Raw genomic sequence first — 15462 nt, forward strand, 5'->3', positions numbered from 1 at the left:
GCGAAATTAACGAATCTTCACCCGGTAGCACACCTGCCCACCGGCTCCAGCCGCCAGCGTCCCGATGCGCACCCGCACCAGTCCCCCGCCCACCTCGCCCGCGTCGGCGTCGGCGGCGTCGGTGAGGAGGATGGAGTTCAGGCGCAGGGTTCCCGACTGGTAGTCGGTAAAGAAGGGGATGGGATCGGTGAGGACCACCTGGGTGATGGGAGCGCTGCTCTGGTTCTGGTAAGCGATGCAGTATTCCAGCACCTCCCCCGGCTTGCCGTCGGCCCGCCCGGTGGAGGGAGGGGTGCCCTGGGTGAGGTTTTGCACCTGCTTGGTGAGGCGCAACTCGCCACCCACGCCCACCACGGTGGAATCGGTAAGGGACAGGAGGTCGTCCACGGCGGCGTTATTCGCGTAGCGGAGCCTCGAGGCGAGGTTCAGGAAATCGCTGCTACCACCCGGCAGGCCCGCCGGGACGATCACCATGACCTCCACGGCACAGGCTTTGAGGCTGCCATCGGCCTCGCGGGGCCAGGCGCTGCCCACGGTGAGGCTATAGGGCAGGCTCTGGTAGCCCTCACCCGCATCGTCGAAGTCGCCGTCGCAGTTGGCGTCGATGCGCAGCAGGTAGTTCCAGTTCCCGCTCACCCGCAGGAAGGTGAGGGTGCCCAGGGTGCCCGGTCGCACCCGGTGGGCATAGGTGACCACGCCGGGGGAGGAGGCCTGCCCCGACTGGTCGGGCTGCCACAAGCTGGGCCGCACCACGCCGAAGTTGTAGCCGTCGTAGCGGTTGCCCGCGGCGAAGGGGCTGATGGTGCGCTGCTGGGCAGCGCTCTGGCCGTAGGCGGTAGCCAGCACCACGCTCCCACCCCCCACGTTGCTGCCGGTGGCCGGAGCCAGGGGGTGCGAGAGGGTGACCGAGGAAGCGAAGGTGTAGGGCACGTACAGCACGTAGTTGCCCAGCGAGTCGGTGGGGGTGCTGCGGCTCTGGGCACCGTCGGAGGCGGTGACGCTCACGCCGGCAATCCCCGGCTCACCCCCGTTCTGCAGGGCGTCGTTGGCCGTACCTGAGCCCAACCCGTCGTCACGGAAGACCGTGCCGCTGATACGTGAGCCGTGGTAGAGGCCGAAGTCTTGCCCGGTCACGTTGGAGCCGCCCACGCTGAGGCTGCGGCTGCCCGCCACGGGCTCGATGAACAGCCAGCCGGAGGGAGGGGTGGGGGTAGTGGAGCTGGCCGAGGCCGTCACCACCAGGGTGTAGTTCCCAGGCGCCACCCCGCTGAAGCTATAGCTGCCCATGCCCGCGCTTACCGCCGCACTCTGCACCACGCTGCCGCCCTGCACCAAGTTGACGTACACCGAGGTGCCGCTGCTCCAATCCTCGCCGGGCTCGCGCAGCCCGTTGGGTTGGAGGTCGTGGTAAACCGTCCCCGACATTGAGACCCCAGCTACCGGCGTACTCACCGAGGTCGAGGCCTGCTGGCTGTAGCTCTGACCCAGGGTCTGGGCGGCGTAATTCACCTGCGCCGTGTTCTGGATGGTCTGGCCCGCAGCCGAAGGCTGAACCTGTACCCGGAAGCGGACCGTGGCGCCCTGGCCAGGCAACACCAAGCCCCCCTGCGAGGCGTTAGCTCCCAAACCCAGCCGGAAGCGTACGCGATTGTTGGCGCTGTCAAACTCGGCAATGTCGTCCCCAGCCGCGTCGGTCATGCTTCCGGTGGAAGCCCCCGCATTGTTGATCACCTGGAGGCTGTTGGGCACGTAGACGGTGTGGGTGGGTATGGGGTCCGTCAGGATGACGTTGGTCGCTCCGTCCTGGCCCGTGTTGGTGAAGCTCAGGGTGTACTCGAGTACGTCCCCTACCACCACCGACCCGCCGTTAATGTCCTGCACCGTTTTGCTGAAGCTAGTGATGAGGTCGGGCAGATAGAGATCCACGGCAAAAGTGAGCACCGTAGGAAAGTAAGCATCCTGGGAACTGGTGAACTGGACGGTGGCAGAAGTGGCTCCGTTGGGGATCCGCCCGGTGGCGTCTACGAGGTCCACGTCCACCGCCATCTGGTTGATGTAATCGGGGTTCTTGGAGCTAACGCGGCTGCCCAAGCGAGAAATACTGCTGTTGAAAAAGTTATTGCTGGGATTTTGAGCATCAGACAAAGCTGTGCCGTTGAGGATCAGCTGATCTCCTGGAATACCTGCGTCACCCTCAAAAGCTACTGCACCCAGGGAAGCCTGCACCGCTCCCACCGCCGGAGTGAGAAAACCGCTGGGGGTGATGGTAACATTGTTGCCCGAGGACACAGTGGCCAGGCCGTCGTAAACGACGAGGTTGCGCAGGGGCTGGGTGGTGTCGCGGTAGACCACCACCAGCGACCAGCCCGCGTAGAAACCCAACCCATCGTTTCCAGTAGCGGCGGTAATCCCACCTACCCAGTAGGTGCCATTGCCTGAAGCCTGGACCAAGGAGGTGAGGTTAGCAAAGGCCGAATAAGGGCGATCTGAATTCGAGCCCTGAGAGGTGATTGTGCCGAGCAGGCTGCCGGTGATCGACTGGTACGAACTGCTGCCCGGCGGCTTGATGGAAATAGTGTTGCGGGTGTTGTTGTTGGAGGCGGCTCGCGCTCCCCAGTACAGCCCCGCGAAGAGCACCTGCGCCCCCGAGGGTAGCTGCAATGTGGCAGCACTAGAACCGTTCTTTCCAGCGGGCCAGGCCGGGGCAGCACTGTCCGCATTGATAAAAATCATGTTCTGGGCGTTGTTGGCGTCAGTGCTATTCATCTGGCTGGCGTTGCAGCTCGAGCCCGAACCCGCACACATCAACGTGTTACCGATGAGCAGGATGTTGCCCTGCTCATTACCCTGGTAGCGGGCGCTGAAGGACGTGACCACCTGAGCCTGAGCCACCCCCAGCACCAACAGCACCCCAAAGATCAGCCGTCTCATCGGCCACCCCCAAAGAAGTCGAGGCGCAGGTAGAAGCCGGGCTGGGCATCGGGCGTGAGGGCACTCATGTAACCGAAGGTGTAGCCCAGGTTGACCCACAGCCCCTCGAGCACCCGCAGGCTGCCCTCGAGGCCAAAGTGGGTCGCGCTGCTGGCCGTGGCGGGTTGGAAGAGCTGGTACACTGCCACGCCGAAGCCCAGCGAGTCGGTGAAGTAGTGGTTGCCGTCCAAGCCGAGCTGGTAGGTGGCCCCGCCGGGGTCGCCCGCCGGGAGGCGGTAGGCCGCCGAGGGGCGCAGCTGCCAGGACAGGTCGGGCTGGTAGCCGGCGGCCAGGGCCCCCTCGAGGCCCCACCCCGGCTGGCCCACGCTGAGGCGGTAGTAGGTCAGGAGCTGGAGCTGCCGCGAGCGCAGGGCGTAGGCCAGGGTGAACTTGCCATCGGGGGCGGGCAGGGCCTGGTAGTTAGCGTCGAGGGAGAGGGTCTGCTCGGCGTCGAGGGCGCCGGTGAGGCCGCCGCGCAGCACCAGCTTGGGCGAGGCGCCGAAGGCCAGCTCGCCGCCCAGGGTACCGCTGAGCCCCTCGTCCTTGTAGCGCAGGGCCACCCCGAAAGCGGCCTGATCGGTGCCGGTGCCCAAGCTGCGGTCGTAGCCTGCGCTGAGGTCGAGGCTCCAGCGCTCGTCGAGGGGCAGGGGGGCCTCGAGGCCGAAGCGCGCGCGGTTGCCCTCGCCCGAGGCGCCGGGGAGTTGGTAGCTGAGGCTGAGGTTGGCGTCGCCCAGCTTCTGCTTGAGGGCTAAGCTGCCGCGCAGATCGTTGCCCCAGAGGTAGTCCAAAGCCGCTTCGGCGGCGAGGTTGAAGTCGAAGGCGTAGGCCATCTTGAGCTGGGAGAGGGCCATGTCGCTGAAGCGGAAGGGCTGGGTGTGGGTGAGCTCGAGCTTCCAGGGTGCTTCGCCATAGCTCAGGCGGCCCACCGCACCCAGGCCCGCGGTGTCCCACAGGTAGCTCAGGCCCCCGCCGAGGCTGAAGCCGGGGCCGAGCTGGCGCTGATAGAGCAGGGCGGTACGGTTCTGATCGGCGGCCTGGTGCTCGAGGGCGAGCTTGTCGGCGGGGCTTATGGCCAGGCCCAGGCTGGCGCTGCCCTGCAGGCGGCCCTCGTAGCTGAGGTCGGCCCTGGCCTCGAAGGGGGTCCCGGCGTAGCCGAGCTCGAGGCCGAAGCGCTCGGCGTTCTGGCGGGCGTAGCTGGCCCGCAGCGAGAAATGGCCCTCGCGCCAGCCCAGCTCGGCGCCGTAGCGCAGGTCCTGGGCGGGCAGGGCGGCCAGGCTGGCCCCGGCGCTGAAGCCGCCCTGCCGGTAGCGCAGACCGAAACCCCAACCCGGCGCGCGGGGGCTGTTCTGGGCGGCGTAGGTCACCTGCAGGACTACCGGCTCGCCCGCGGGGGTGGTGGGCCACAGCGGCTTGGCCAGGGTCAGCCAGCCGTCGGCGTCGAGGGTGTAGTCCTGGCCACGCTCGAGGCGTCGCTCCGAAGCCCCTTCCCGCAGCAGCACGCTCTCGCTGCCCAGCACGGGCGGCTGAGCGAGCTTGTAGCGGCGGGTGCCGTCGAGAACGGGCTCCTCGGTCAGGGTGGCCTGGGGCAGCAACCCGGCGAAGGCCGTCACCCCAAAGCCCTGGGCCTCGCGGGTCTCGAAGCGCAGCGCGGTGCCCTCGCCCAGCGAGCTGAGGCCGGGCAGGGCCAGGGCTTCGGCGTGGTAGCCCAGGCTGAAAGCGGTGTTGTCGTAGCGCAAGGCCAGGGGGTCGGCGGAGCGCAGGGGCAAAACGGCCTCGGTGCCGCTGCCGGTGAGGGGGAAAGCCGTGTTGGGGTCGGGGGTGGGGTTGAGGCCGCCCTCCAGGCCGCGCAGACCGAAGCGGGCATCGAGGGCGACGCGCAGGGTGCCCTCACCGCCGAGGTCGAGGGGGGTCTCGAGGTAGCCCCGGCCCACCCCGAAAAGCCCCACCCCGCCGCCGAAGCTGGCCCCCACGCTGCCCTGGGCCTGCCAGAGGGTGTTCTGGCGGCCCGGCACGAAGAACTCGGCGCGACCTTCGAGCTCGTCGAAGGCGAGCTCGAGGCGGAGGTTGCCCGGCAGGGCCAGGGGCTTGAGCCGCAGCACGGCGCGGCCATCGCGCAGCAGGAGCTGGTAGCCCGGGGCGGTGGGGAAGGCGTCGGGGTCGAGGGGCTCGAGGCTGCTGGCGAGGGTGAGCGGGCCGAAGCCGCTGGGCAGACCACTCGCGTCGAGGGCCAGGAGCTCGAGCTCCAGCGGGGTGCGCCCGTCGGCGTAGAGCTTGAGCGGTCGGGCCACCAGCCGCGTGGGCTTGCCCGCCAGGAAGACCTCTACCCGATCGGAACCGGCCGGACTGTCGAATTCGATGAGGTTGGCACCGGGGTGCAGCGGCAGGCCGTAGTACTCCAGGCGCTGGGTGCCTTTGGCGCTGTCGTACTCGGCCTTACCCAGGCTGGCGCGGGTCACGGGCTCGCCCCCTACCCTAAGCTCGAACTCCAGGCCGTAGGGCATCTCCAGCACCACCCGCGCTCGGTCTACCCGGAACACCGTGCCGGGCAAAGGCTCTTGGATGAAACCCTGACGAGCCTTGGGCTCCAGTGGCCGGGTCTTCGCCAGCGCGGCGAAGGACACCTGGCCTTGCAGCAGCACCTCACGGTCGGCGACGCCCAGGGTGAGGGTGGGGGCCTCGAGCCCTCCCAGCGCCGCGCGGTGGCGCACCTGATAGCTCAGCACCCCGCCGGGCTGGTAGGGGATCTCGAAGTACAGCCGTCCCTCCTCGTCGACGCGGGGGTCGGGGAGGGGGTTGCCGTCTAGGCGGGCCGAGCCGGGCTCGTAGAGCGCCCTAAGCGCCTTGCCCTCGCCTGCCGCCTCGCTGGGCGGTAGGTGGGTGATCAGCAGGCGTTCGCCTCTGGGAGCGGCAGGGTCTACGCCCGCCCCCGCGGTGAACTCGAGCCGGATGGTGGAGCTGCGCACGGGCTCGAGCACCGGCAGCACCGCCACCGCCGCCTTGCTGGGGAAGGACACCGGCACGCCACCCGCAAAGGCCAGGGCCTGGTTCTCTAGGCTGCCCACCCGCGCGGGCTTGCCCTCCAGGCGCACCAGGGTGCGCTGGCCGGGCTCGAGGACGAATTCCCAGGCGTACGGCTTGGCCGTCCCGAAGGGAATCTGCCCCTGAGGCAGTTCGGCCATCTCGAGGCCCTCGCCGGGGATGTCCTGTAGCTCGAAGCGCACGGTGTGGTCGGCGGGGTTATGCAGCTCGATCACGAAGGCCACGGAGCTGCCCAGCACCACCCGCTCGCGCTCGGCCCGCTTGTTCACGCCGATCAGGACGCGCTCGAGCCGGTCGGAAGCGCTGAGGCTACCCCCGTTGGAGCGCAGCTCGGCCCGGAAAAGGCCCTCGGCGGGCGCGCCGAAGGCCACGCGGGCCCGGTAGGTGTGGAGGCGCTCGGCGCCGGGCTCGAGGTGGCCGGCGAACTCGGGCTTCTCCAGGGGCTCGAGCCACTCGGGGTAGGCGTCGGTGAGGGCGTAGTCGAGGGGGGCCTCTCCGCCGTTGTGCACCCGCAGGCTCACCGTGACCACCTCGCCCGGCAGCACCTTGCGGTAGTCGAGGCCGCGGCTCAGCTCAGCCTTGGGGCGCAGCACCCGCAAGGTGCTCTGGGCGGTAGCGAGTTCCTGACCAGAGGCGCTCAGCAGCACGGCGCGGTTGGTCAGGGTGGCCCCGGCCTGGGGGGTGAGCCGGGCGGCGAGCTCGAGGGTCTGGGACTGACCGGGCTGGAGGGTGAGGGTCTGCTCGAGGCCCTCCCCCTCCAACCCCTCGGGCAGCACGTCGCGCAGGCGCACGGTCCCGGCCACATCGCCGGAGTTGCCCACCCTCAGCCGGTAGGTCACGCGCTCGCCCACCGCAGCGGCCTCGGGGCCGGTCTTGTGCAGGGTGAAGGTAGCGGGCTGCAACACCCGCAGGCTCACCTGGCGACTCTGGCCCCAGGGTGCGAGGTGGGCCACGGGGGCAAACTCACCTTTGCACACCGCCTTCACGCTCAGGCGCAGCGTCACGCTGCGGCTGGCCGAGACCGGCGAGCTGAGGCGGGGGCTCTGCTGGGGCTCGAGGCAATCCGGCAGCTCGAGGCGCAGGTCGGCGGGGAGCAGCTCGGGGAAGGCGGTGCTCACGCGGGCCGTCAGCACGGCCTCCTCGCCCACCTGCATGGTCGCGCGGTCGCTCTCGAAGGTGAGGGCGACCTCGGGGGTGACGCGGTAGCGGGCCTGGGCACTCTGGCCGGGCTCCAGCGCGACCCGCTCGGGGCCTTCCACCCTGGCCCCGGCCAGGCGGTGCTCCAGGGCGTAGCTCCCGGCGGCGAGCTCGAGCGCGGCCCGCCCCTCGGCGAGCTGCACGCGGCTCTCCCCCACCCGCAGGCTGAGGTCGTAGGGGCGCTCGCCCGCGGGGGTCACCAGCACCGCGCTGAGCTCGAGGCGGGCCGGGGCGGGGGGAGGCGGGGTCTTGGCGCCGTCGCTCTTGGGGGCAGGCTGGGCGAGGCGCTCGAGCACGAAGCGCACCGAGCCCCCGGCGCAGCCGAAGCGCAGCCCGCCGTCGGCCAGGGCCTCGGCCCCCTCGGCCTGCACCGCCTTGAGGCGATAGCCCTCGGGCAGTTCGCGCAGCCGCACCGAGCGGATCAGGCGGCCCTCGAGCGGCACCTCGACCGCCAGGGGCTCACCCCGCTCGTCCACCACCGACACCTGCACCGGGCGTGGCGGCACCACGCGCAGGAAGTCGCGCTCGACCCGGTGCACGGAGCTTGCTCCGTCCCGAAGGGGATCGTCCACCTGGATGCAGCCCTCCACCCGAAAGCCGATGGTGTTGGAGTATTGCTTGGCGGTGGGGGGCTGGCGAAAGCCGAAGACCACCCGCCCGGGCCGGGTGAGCTCGAAGTCGGCCCAACTGCGGTCGCCCGAGACCGGGCGGCTTTGGGTCTTGCCGCCCTCGTAGCGCACGCGGCCCTCGAGCTCACCAGGGCCGTCCTCGTCGTAGAAGCTCACCTTCAAGGGCAGCACCTCGGGGGCGACCTCGAGGACAAGGGGCTCAACCCACTGCCGCGAGCGCACGTTGTAGTAGTCGGTAGGGCGGATGTCGTAAAGCTGCAAGCCCGGCTCCACTACCAAGCTGGCCGCCTGGGGCACGCTGGTCTGGATGCGGTAGCGGAAGGCGTTCTTGGCCAGGCCGTAGAGCCGGGCCTTGACCTGGTACACCCCCGGCTGCACCTGTCCGCGGAAGAACAGCACCCAGCGGTGGGGCTCCACCCCGAAGCTCTGGCGGGCGAGTTCCTTGCCGCCTTGCAGCAGCACAAATTCCGAGCGTATCCGGCCTTTGCCCTTGTCGTAGCGCTCGTCGCCCAGCTCGGGGAAACCCTTGAGCGACGAGCGATAGTCCTTGGGGTCGAAGCCCGGCGAGTAGATCTGCAGGTTGAGGATGGTGGCCTTGCTCACGAGCACGGCGGCCTCGAGCTCGCTGCGCTCCCAACCCAGCTCATCCCCCGGCACGATGCCCTTGAGGTCGGTGCGGGCCTGGGCCAGGGCGGGGAGGCTGAAGGCCAGCAGCAGAGCCAGGACGCCGAACGCCGAACGCCAGAAGCCACAGGCTAAGCGCGTCTTGCGTCTTGCGTTTCGCGTTTTGCGTACGCTCACGGATACCTCCAGCGCACCTGTGGATCGGTCAGGGAGGGTATCCCCTCTCCCGCAGGCAGGTCGTAGGTGAGGGTGAGTTCGCCCTCGAGCACCTCGTAGGCGAAGGTGCGCTCGCCGCCGCCGGGGAGGGGGAGCATCCGCTTGGCGAGGCGCAAAGGGCCGAACTCGAGCACCGTCTCGCGCGTCGCGCGGGCCAGGCCCAGGGGCATCTCGAGGGGGAAGTCGCTCACGCTGAGGCCCGCCACCCGGACCCGGTGCTGGTAGCCGCTGCCCAGGCGCTCGGGGTGCGGCAGGGGCGCGAAGGGGGCCGAGGCCGGGTCGAGCAGCAGGGTCCAGACCCCGCCACCCACCTCGCGGAAGGCGTAGCGGCCCTCGGCGTCGGTGACCGCCTGGCGACCGTTGCCCAGGACCAGGCGGGCGCCGGGGAGGGGCAGGTCGCGGCCGGGGGTGAACTTCCCATCGCGGTCAGCGTCGAGGAAGACCCGGCCCACCAGGGCGTCGGGGGGGGCGAAGACGCCGGGCACCACGCTCACCAGGGCCGCGCTCTCGGCCTCGCTCACGACGGGGCCGCCGGGGAGGGCACCCTGGGCCTGGGCCACGTTGCGCAGTTCGGGGCCCGCACCGGGCATTACCCGCATGCGGTAGGTGAGGGTGAGGGCCTGACCGGGCTCGAGCCGCAGTCCCGCCCACACCAGCACCCCGCCGGCAGCCGGCTGGGGCTCGAAGGCGGCCTGGGCGGTGCCGCTGAAGGCCGTCGAGCCCTCCTGGTAGTCGAGGCCAGGGGCAGGATCGTCCACCAGGCGCACCTCCAGGGCTACTTTCCCAGGGTTGGCGAGGCGCAGGGTGTAGGTGAGGAGGTCGCCCACTACCGCCTTCTGGGGGCTCACCGACTTCTCCAGCAGCAGCCGGGCCGAGATGACCTGGGTGCTGACGCTGTTGGACTCCAGCGGCTGGGGGATCTCGCTCGAGGCCAGGCTGAAGCGGTTGGGGACCTCGCCGCCCTCGGGAGCGGTGGGCAGCACGCGCACCCGCAGCGTGAGGGTGAGGCTGGAGTTGGCCGGGATACTGGGCAAGTTCCAGCTCACCCGGCGGGTGCCGGGGTCGAAAGTGCCGCCGTTGTCGGCAAAGACGAAGGCGAGCGCGGGGTCGAGCGTGTCGCTCACGGCGACGCCGGTGAGGGCGAAAGGCAGGGTGTTCTCCACGCGCAGGGTGTAGATCAGGCTGCCGTCGGGCACGACCACGCTCTGGTCCACGCCTTTCTGCAGGCGCAAGGCGCTGGGGTCAAAGACCGAGAGCACCCGGTCGGTGGTGCGGTTGCTGTTGCCGCCCAACGTGGAGCGGGCCTCGAGCACGAAGTCCTGCGCGGTGCCCGTAGCTTGGGCAAAGCTGTAGCAGGCCCGGAAGTCCAGCGTTTGGCCACTCCCCAGCAGCAGCGGCTGCGCAAGCGGCGCGCCATCCTGGTTTTGCAGGCTCAAGCTCACGCCCGCGGGGAGCGCGGCGGCGGGGGTGAGGGTGTAGGTGTCGGGGGCATTCCCGGCGTTCTCGAGGCTGTGTGTAAAGCACAAAGGGCGGCCCATAAAGGCGTAAGCCTGTTGGCGGTCGTCGGCGCTGCCCTCCCCGCCAGGGCTGGCGCGGGGGTTGCCTTGCGGCCCCAGGTGGTGGGCGTAGCGCGCGGCGACCTGGAACACAGCCTCGGCCTCGGCAGGGCCACCCGGCCCCTCGGCCCGTGCCCGGTTGGAGCGCAGACCCGGCGCCGCCTGGACCTCGGCCTGCATGCGGAAGGTGAAGTAAGCTTGCTCACCGGCCTCGAGCCCCGCCAGGCGCAAGCGCAGGCGGTTTACCTGGGTGGGTGGGGTGGGGCTCCAGGTGAGCCCGTCGGCGGAGTACTCGAGCACCCCCTTGGGAGCCTGGGCCGAGCCCGCGACGTAGCGCAAGCCGCCCAGGGTGGGCACGTCGAGCACGTCGCCAACGAGCACCTCCCCTGCGGTGGCCTGTGAGCCGCTGTTGCGTACCCGCACGGTGAATTCCACTTCGCCGCCGGGCTGAACCAGGTTCTGGTCAACCGACTTTTCCAGGTTGAGCGCCGCTCCTACCCCCACGACCACGCGGGCATAGTTGTCGGCGTCTTGCTCCCCGGTGGGGCAGGTGGCCACGGGGGTGAGGTCGAGCTGGCCGTTGGCGTCGCCCGGTAGCCGGACCTCGAGCACCAGCCGCGCCGAGGCTCCGGGGGCCAGGGTAAGGCGGTCGAGCAAGGGTTCCCCAGGATCGCGCTGGCCGTTGGCGTTGACGTCGTGGTAGAACGCGACCACCGGGGTCCAGGAGGTGGGTTCGTGCTTCCAGGAGAGGCCGAACTCAAAAGGGGCGTTGCCCGCGTTCTGTAGCACGTAGGCGAAGTAGGCGAAGCCCCCCGCCGGGGCCACCGCCCGCTGGCCGGGGGTGGTGGGGGTTCCACCAGGGCTCATCGCCGCCGCGCACAGCGGCAACACCTCGGTCTCCACCACGTTGGAGAGGTAGCTCTCGCCGCCCACCGTGGCCGAAGCCTGGTTGCGAATGACCGTTCCAGCCGGGCTCTGGGCCCAGGCCAGGCCAAACAACAGCACAGCGGTCAGAAATCGCAAAGGCTTCGCCACAGCTCTCCTAAATCTTGCCCGAGAAATCGCGCTACACCTGCCAAAATTGAACACCCCGGTGACGAACTAACCGAATCTGGTATCACGAACCTTTGTAAACCCAAACCCCCGTCCACAGGGGCGGGGGTTTGGGAGGGCTTAGGCTTACTGAACCACCACCTTGAGGGTGATGACGATCTCTGCCGAGGGGGGCAGGACGTCAGCGGCAGTGATGGTGTTGTCGCCGTTGGTGTCCACACCCACATAGATCACCCCGCCGGCGCCCAGGCTGGTAGGTGCCGTGGCGCTCCAGGTGGTGCCATCGGTGGAGTAGAGCACGCTGCCGCTCACGCCCGTCACGCTGGCGCTGACCGAGATGAAGTTGGTGTAAGCAGGCAGCGGGTCGGAGATGCGCACGTAGCTCAGGTTGGCTGTGCCGATGTTCTTGGCGTTGACGGTGTAGACGATGCGGTCACCGGGGTAGGCCGTCGCGGCGGTGGCATCGCGCACGGTGGTCTCGGCGTTGCCCACGTAGCTCACACCGCTCTTCTGCAAGCGCAGCTCGCCCGAGACCACGGTGGTGGTGTCGGTAGCGGTATCCGAAGCGGTGTTGCTGCTGGGGTAGGTGGCCGTGGCGGTGAAGGTGGCCGCCTCGCTGCGGCCCACGGGCTCACCCGCCGGTACGATCACCCGCACCTGCACCACCACCGGGGTTCCCCCGGCGGGCACGTTGAGGCCGGTGACGCTGCTGCTCCAGGTAGCCCCGCCGTTGGTGGAGAACTGGTAGGTCCAGCCGTAGGCCGAGGTGAAGGCCGGGATGGACACGCTGGCGCTGGCGTTGCCGTTGTTGACGAGGTTGTGGGTGTAGACGATGGTGCCGGGGGTGGTCACCGTGCCGGCGCGGTCGGGGTCGAAGAGCAGCGCCCGCACCTCGTTGACGGTGATGGTGGTACTGATGCTGTCCTGCACGCTCGCCACGGTGGTGCTGGTGGTGGTGATGCTCACCGGGTTAGAGCCAGGGGCAGCCCCGGCGGGCACGCTGAGCACGGCGATAAAGCACTTGGTGGTGGCGGGGTTGGTGAGGCCGCTGCCGGAGACCGGGGCAGGCAGGGGGCTATCCATGACCCCGTCACAGTTAGCGTCGGGGTAGTAGGCGATACCCCAGCCCGAGGGCAGCGAGGCGCTGAAGTTGTAGCTATCGGCCACCTGACCGGTGTTGCGCACGTCGAAGGGGATATTGAGGGTGCTGCCGGGGTTGGCGCTCTGAGGCGCGGGGTTGTCGTTGGCGGGGTTGCCATCGCCTGCGTTGCCGTGGGCCGCGAGGTCGAGGGCGTAACCCAGGGCCACCGCGCTCACCGTATCGGTGGTGGCGTCGCTCTTGCTCGAGTCGCTCACCGAGGTGGCGCTCACGCTGAGGTTGAGGGCCGAGCCGCTGGTGTAGGAAGCCGGTACGGTGCACTCGAGCTGGAAGTCGAAGGTAGAGCCAGCGGCGAAGGGTCCCACCGCACCGCTGATGGGCGTGCCGTCGGTCTGGGCCAGGCGGCAGACCCAGCCCGCGGGCGCGCCGCTGTAGGCCAGGTTGAAGCTGTCGGCGGTGTTGGCGTTGTTGCGCAGGGTGTGCTTGAAGATGACGGTGGTGCCGGAGTACACCGAGGCCACGCTCTGGCTATCGCCGCTGCGGGTGATGGTGTAGCCGCCGGAGGCATAGCTGCCCGAGGCACCAGCCGCCGGATAGCCAAAGGGTCCCACCACCACGGCGTAGCTCGCGCCGACAGTGTTGGTGGTGGTGTTGGAGGTGAGGGTCTGGGCGCTGCCGTCGCTGTAGCGCAACGTGGCGGTGTTGCGGTAGACGGTGCCCTGGGCCGCCGCCGCAGGAACCGTGGCGCTGAAGCTGAAGGTGTAGGAGGCGTTCTGGGGGAAGAAGGCCCCGCTGCCCGAGATGTACATGCCCACCAGCACGTCGGGCACGTTGTCGTTATCGGCGTCAGCTCCGGTCAGGGGAAGGTTACCGGCCACCAAGGCCGACCAGGTGGCCCCTTCGTCGGTGGATTTCACGATCTGCACGCTGCCCGCACCCGCCGATCCGGTCGGCAGGCTATTCACCGTCAAGCCCACCGGGATGGGGTCGGAGATGAGGATACCCGTACCCGCCAGACCGCTCACGCTCACGCCGCTGGCCGCGCTGCCGCCGCGGTTCTGGCCGCTGACGGTGTAGGTGATGCTCGTACCGGGGCTCACCGTGCCGCTGGGGCTGGCCGACTTGCTAACGTCGAGGGCTGCCGCGGTCTTGGCCACCGCGCGGGCCCAGTTGTTGGTGTCGGTGGAGCCGCCCGACGAGGTGCCCTGGAGGTTGATCAGCGCGGTATCGCCGTCGGCTCGAGCGGCGGGGATGGTACCCAGCACCAACACGCAGGCCTGAGCCCCCTGGCCCAGGCTCACGCTGGAGACGGTGGGCTCCCCGGAGTCCACCACGCCGTTGCAGTTGGCGTCGCGCACGATGCTCACCGAGCTCAGGTCGAAGTCATCACCGCTGCTGGCCTGTGCGACACTCAAGCCGATGGTATCGGTGCCGTTGCCGTTGTTGGTTACGGTGTAGGCGAAGATGACCTGAGCCCCCGGCAGGGCGTTGCGGGTTTGGCCGGGAGTGCTGGTGGTGCCGTCGGGGGTGATGGTAAAAGCGTAGACCTGCTGCACCACCGTGACCACCTGGTTGGAGGTGGTGGTGCGGCTCTGGTTAGCCGAGTCCAGATAGGTGGCCGAAGCCTGGTTCTGGATGCTGGTCCCGGCTGGGGTGGTCTGCGCGAACCCCATCCCCACCGCGAACAAGGCACCGAAGACGCCGAGAAGTCGTTTCATGTTCCTCCCTTATGAACGCTGGTAAACACCTGACGTATAAACCTTGACGCACGACTAGCGCACGACGACGCGAAGTTTGAGCAGGACTTTGGAATTGGGCCCGAGCTGAGGGATGACCCAGCGAATGTGGGTGTACTCCTCGGGCCTGACCTCTACCTCTTTCTCGATTTCCTTACCACCCTCGAGCTGCTTAACCTTGCGGAAGAGCGGGGCTTTGCCGTAGGTCCTGCCGCCGTCGTAGCTGAACTCGGGGGTTAGGGTGAACTCCCCCAACTTGAGCACGCTGGCGGTGGCGGGCAGGTAGGCCAGCACCCTGGAGCCGTCCGGCCTGAGCCCCCCGATCTTGACGAGGTCCACGGTGACCGCCACCCCCCGCAGGGGATCGATGGTGGTGTTGCTGAGCTCATACCAAAACTCCAACACCTCCCCTGGCTTCACCCCCAGGGCCTCCTCGAGGCGCTCCACCGTCTTACCGTCCTGCTGGACTTGCACAACCCGGTAGGTCCTGGCCTCGATGGCCAGAGGGTCCCTGGCAAACGCCAGCGTTGCCACAAACCCAATTAGCATCACCCACAACCGCTTCATCTATCTCCTCACGAGGCTCCAAACCCCTCAGCCGGTGAGTTTAGCAGCCAGGTGAACTATACCGTGTGTTAAATAAACATCAAGCCCCAGGGCTTGACAAAGCAGCGAGAACGCCTCCGGGTTGCCGCCTGGCGGTTTCAGGCACCCGAGCCGGGATATGAACAGCGTTCAGCGCTGGATCTGGACCGCAGGCTCGTAGCCTGGCTTCCACTTAATGCTGCACCCCAGCGCCGGGGCCTGGGCTGTTGGCGGCTCCTGTCCGGCCAGCAGGGCCTGCAGGGCGAGCTCGAGGGTGTGCTCCGTGACCGTTTCGGGATTCTTGGGCGTGTCGTTGACCCGCCCGTGGTAGCGCAGCTTGCGCTGCCGGTCGAATAGGAAAACCTCCGGGGTGCGCTGGGCCTGGTAAGCGCGGGCCACCTCCTGGCTCTCGTCGAGCAGGTAGGGGAAACGAATACCGTGCTGCTGAGCAAATTCCCTCATGGCCTGGGGGGAGTCCTCGGGGTAACGCTCATAGTCGTTGGGGTTGATCCCCACGAAAGCCACCTGGCCGGCGAAACGCTGGCTCAGGGCAACCACTTCAGCAATGGAACCTTTGACGTAGGGACAGTGGTTGCACATGAACACCACCGCCAGCAAGGGCTCGGAAAAGCTCGAAAGCCTCACCGGCACGCCATCGAGCCCCGGCAGTTCGGCGTCGATCAGGTCGCTTCCCAAGGGCAGTTCGGGGTAGTGCAGCATGGAGTAATTGTAGCACTGTCGGCAAGGGAAGGTAGGGG

General features: G+C 68.6%; 6 protein-coding genes. All 6 read right to left on the reverse strand.

Annotation, left to right across the window (positions count from 1 at the left end; all coding sequences use genetic code 11):
- Positions 1-6 precede the first annotated feature (6 nt).
- On the reverse strand, positions 7-2931 hold the full coding sequence (locus B047_RS0101040; protein WP_018465108.1) for a DUF3344 domain-containing protein: 2925 nt from the start codon (positions 2929-2931) through the stop codon (positions 7-9).
- On the reverse strand, positions 2928-8636 hold the full coding sequence (locus B047_RS0101045; protein ID WP_018465109.1) for a DUF11 domain-containing protein: 5709 nt from the start codon (positions 8634-8636) through the stop codon (positions 2928-2930). The genes B047_RS0101040 and B047_RS0101045 overlap by 4 nt, the downstream gene beginning before the upstream one ends.
- Positions 8633-11266, reverse strand: a complete 2634-nt coding sequence (locus B047_RS0101050; protein ID WP_157205769.1) for a DUF11 domain-containing protein — start codon at positions 11264-11266, stop codon at positions 8633-8635. Before B047_RS0101050 ends, B047_RS0101045 begins: the two co-directional genes overlap by 4 nt.
- Before the next feature lie 144 nt (positions 11267-11410).
- Positions 11411-14101, reverse strand: coding sequence for a DUF11 domain-containing protein (locus B047_RS0101055; protein WP_018465111.1), 2691 nt, complete (start codon positions 14099-14101; stop codon positions 11411-11413).
- Between the two features lie 54 nt (positions 14102-14155).
- Complete coding sequence (locus B047_RS0101060; RefSeq protein ID WP_018465112.1) at positions 14156-14686, reverse strand: hypothetical protein; 531 nt, start codon at positions 14684-14686, stop codon at positions 14156-14158.
- Between the two features lie 168 nt (positions 14687-14854).
- Positions 14855-15424, reverse strand: a complete 570-nt coding sequence (locus B047_RS0101065) for a thioredoxin family protein (RefSeq protein ID WP_018465113.1) — start codon at positions 15422-15424, stop codon at positions 14855-14857.
- Positions 15425-15462: the final 38 nt, after the last annotated feature.

It is taken from the genome of Calidithermus timidus DSM 17022, from assembly GCF_000373205.1.
Classification (GTDB): Bacteria; Deinococcota; Deinococci; order Deinococcales; family Thermaceae; genus Calidithermus; species Calidithermus timidus.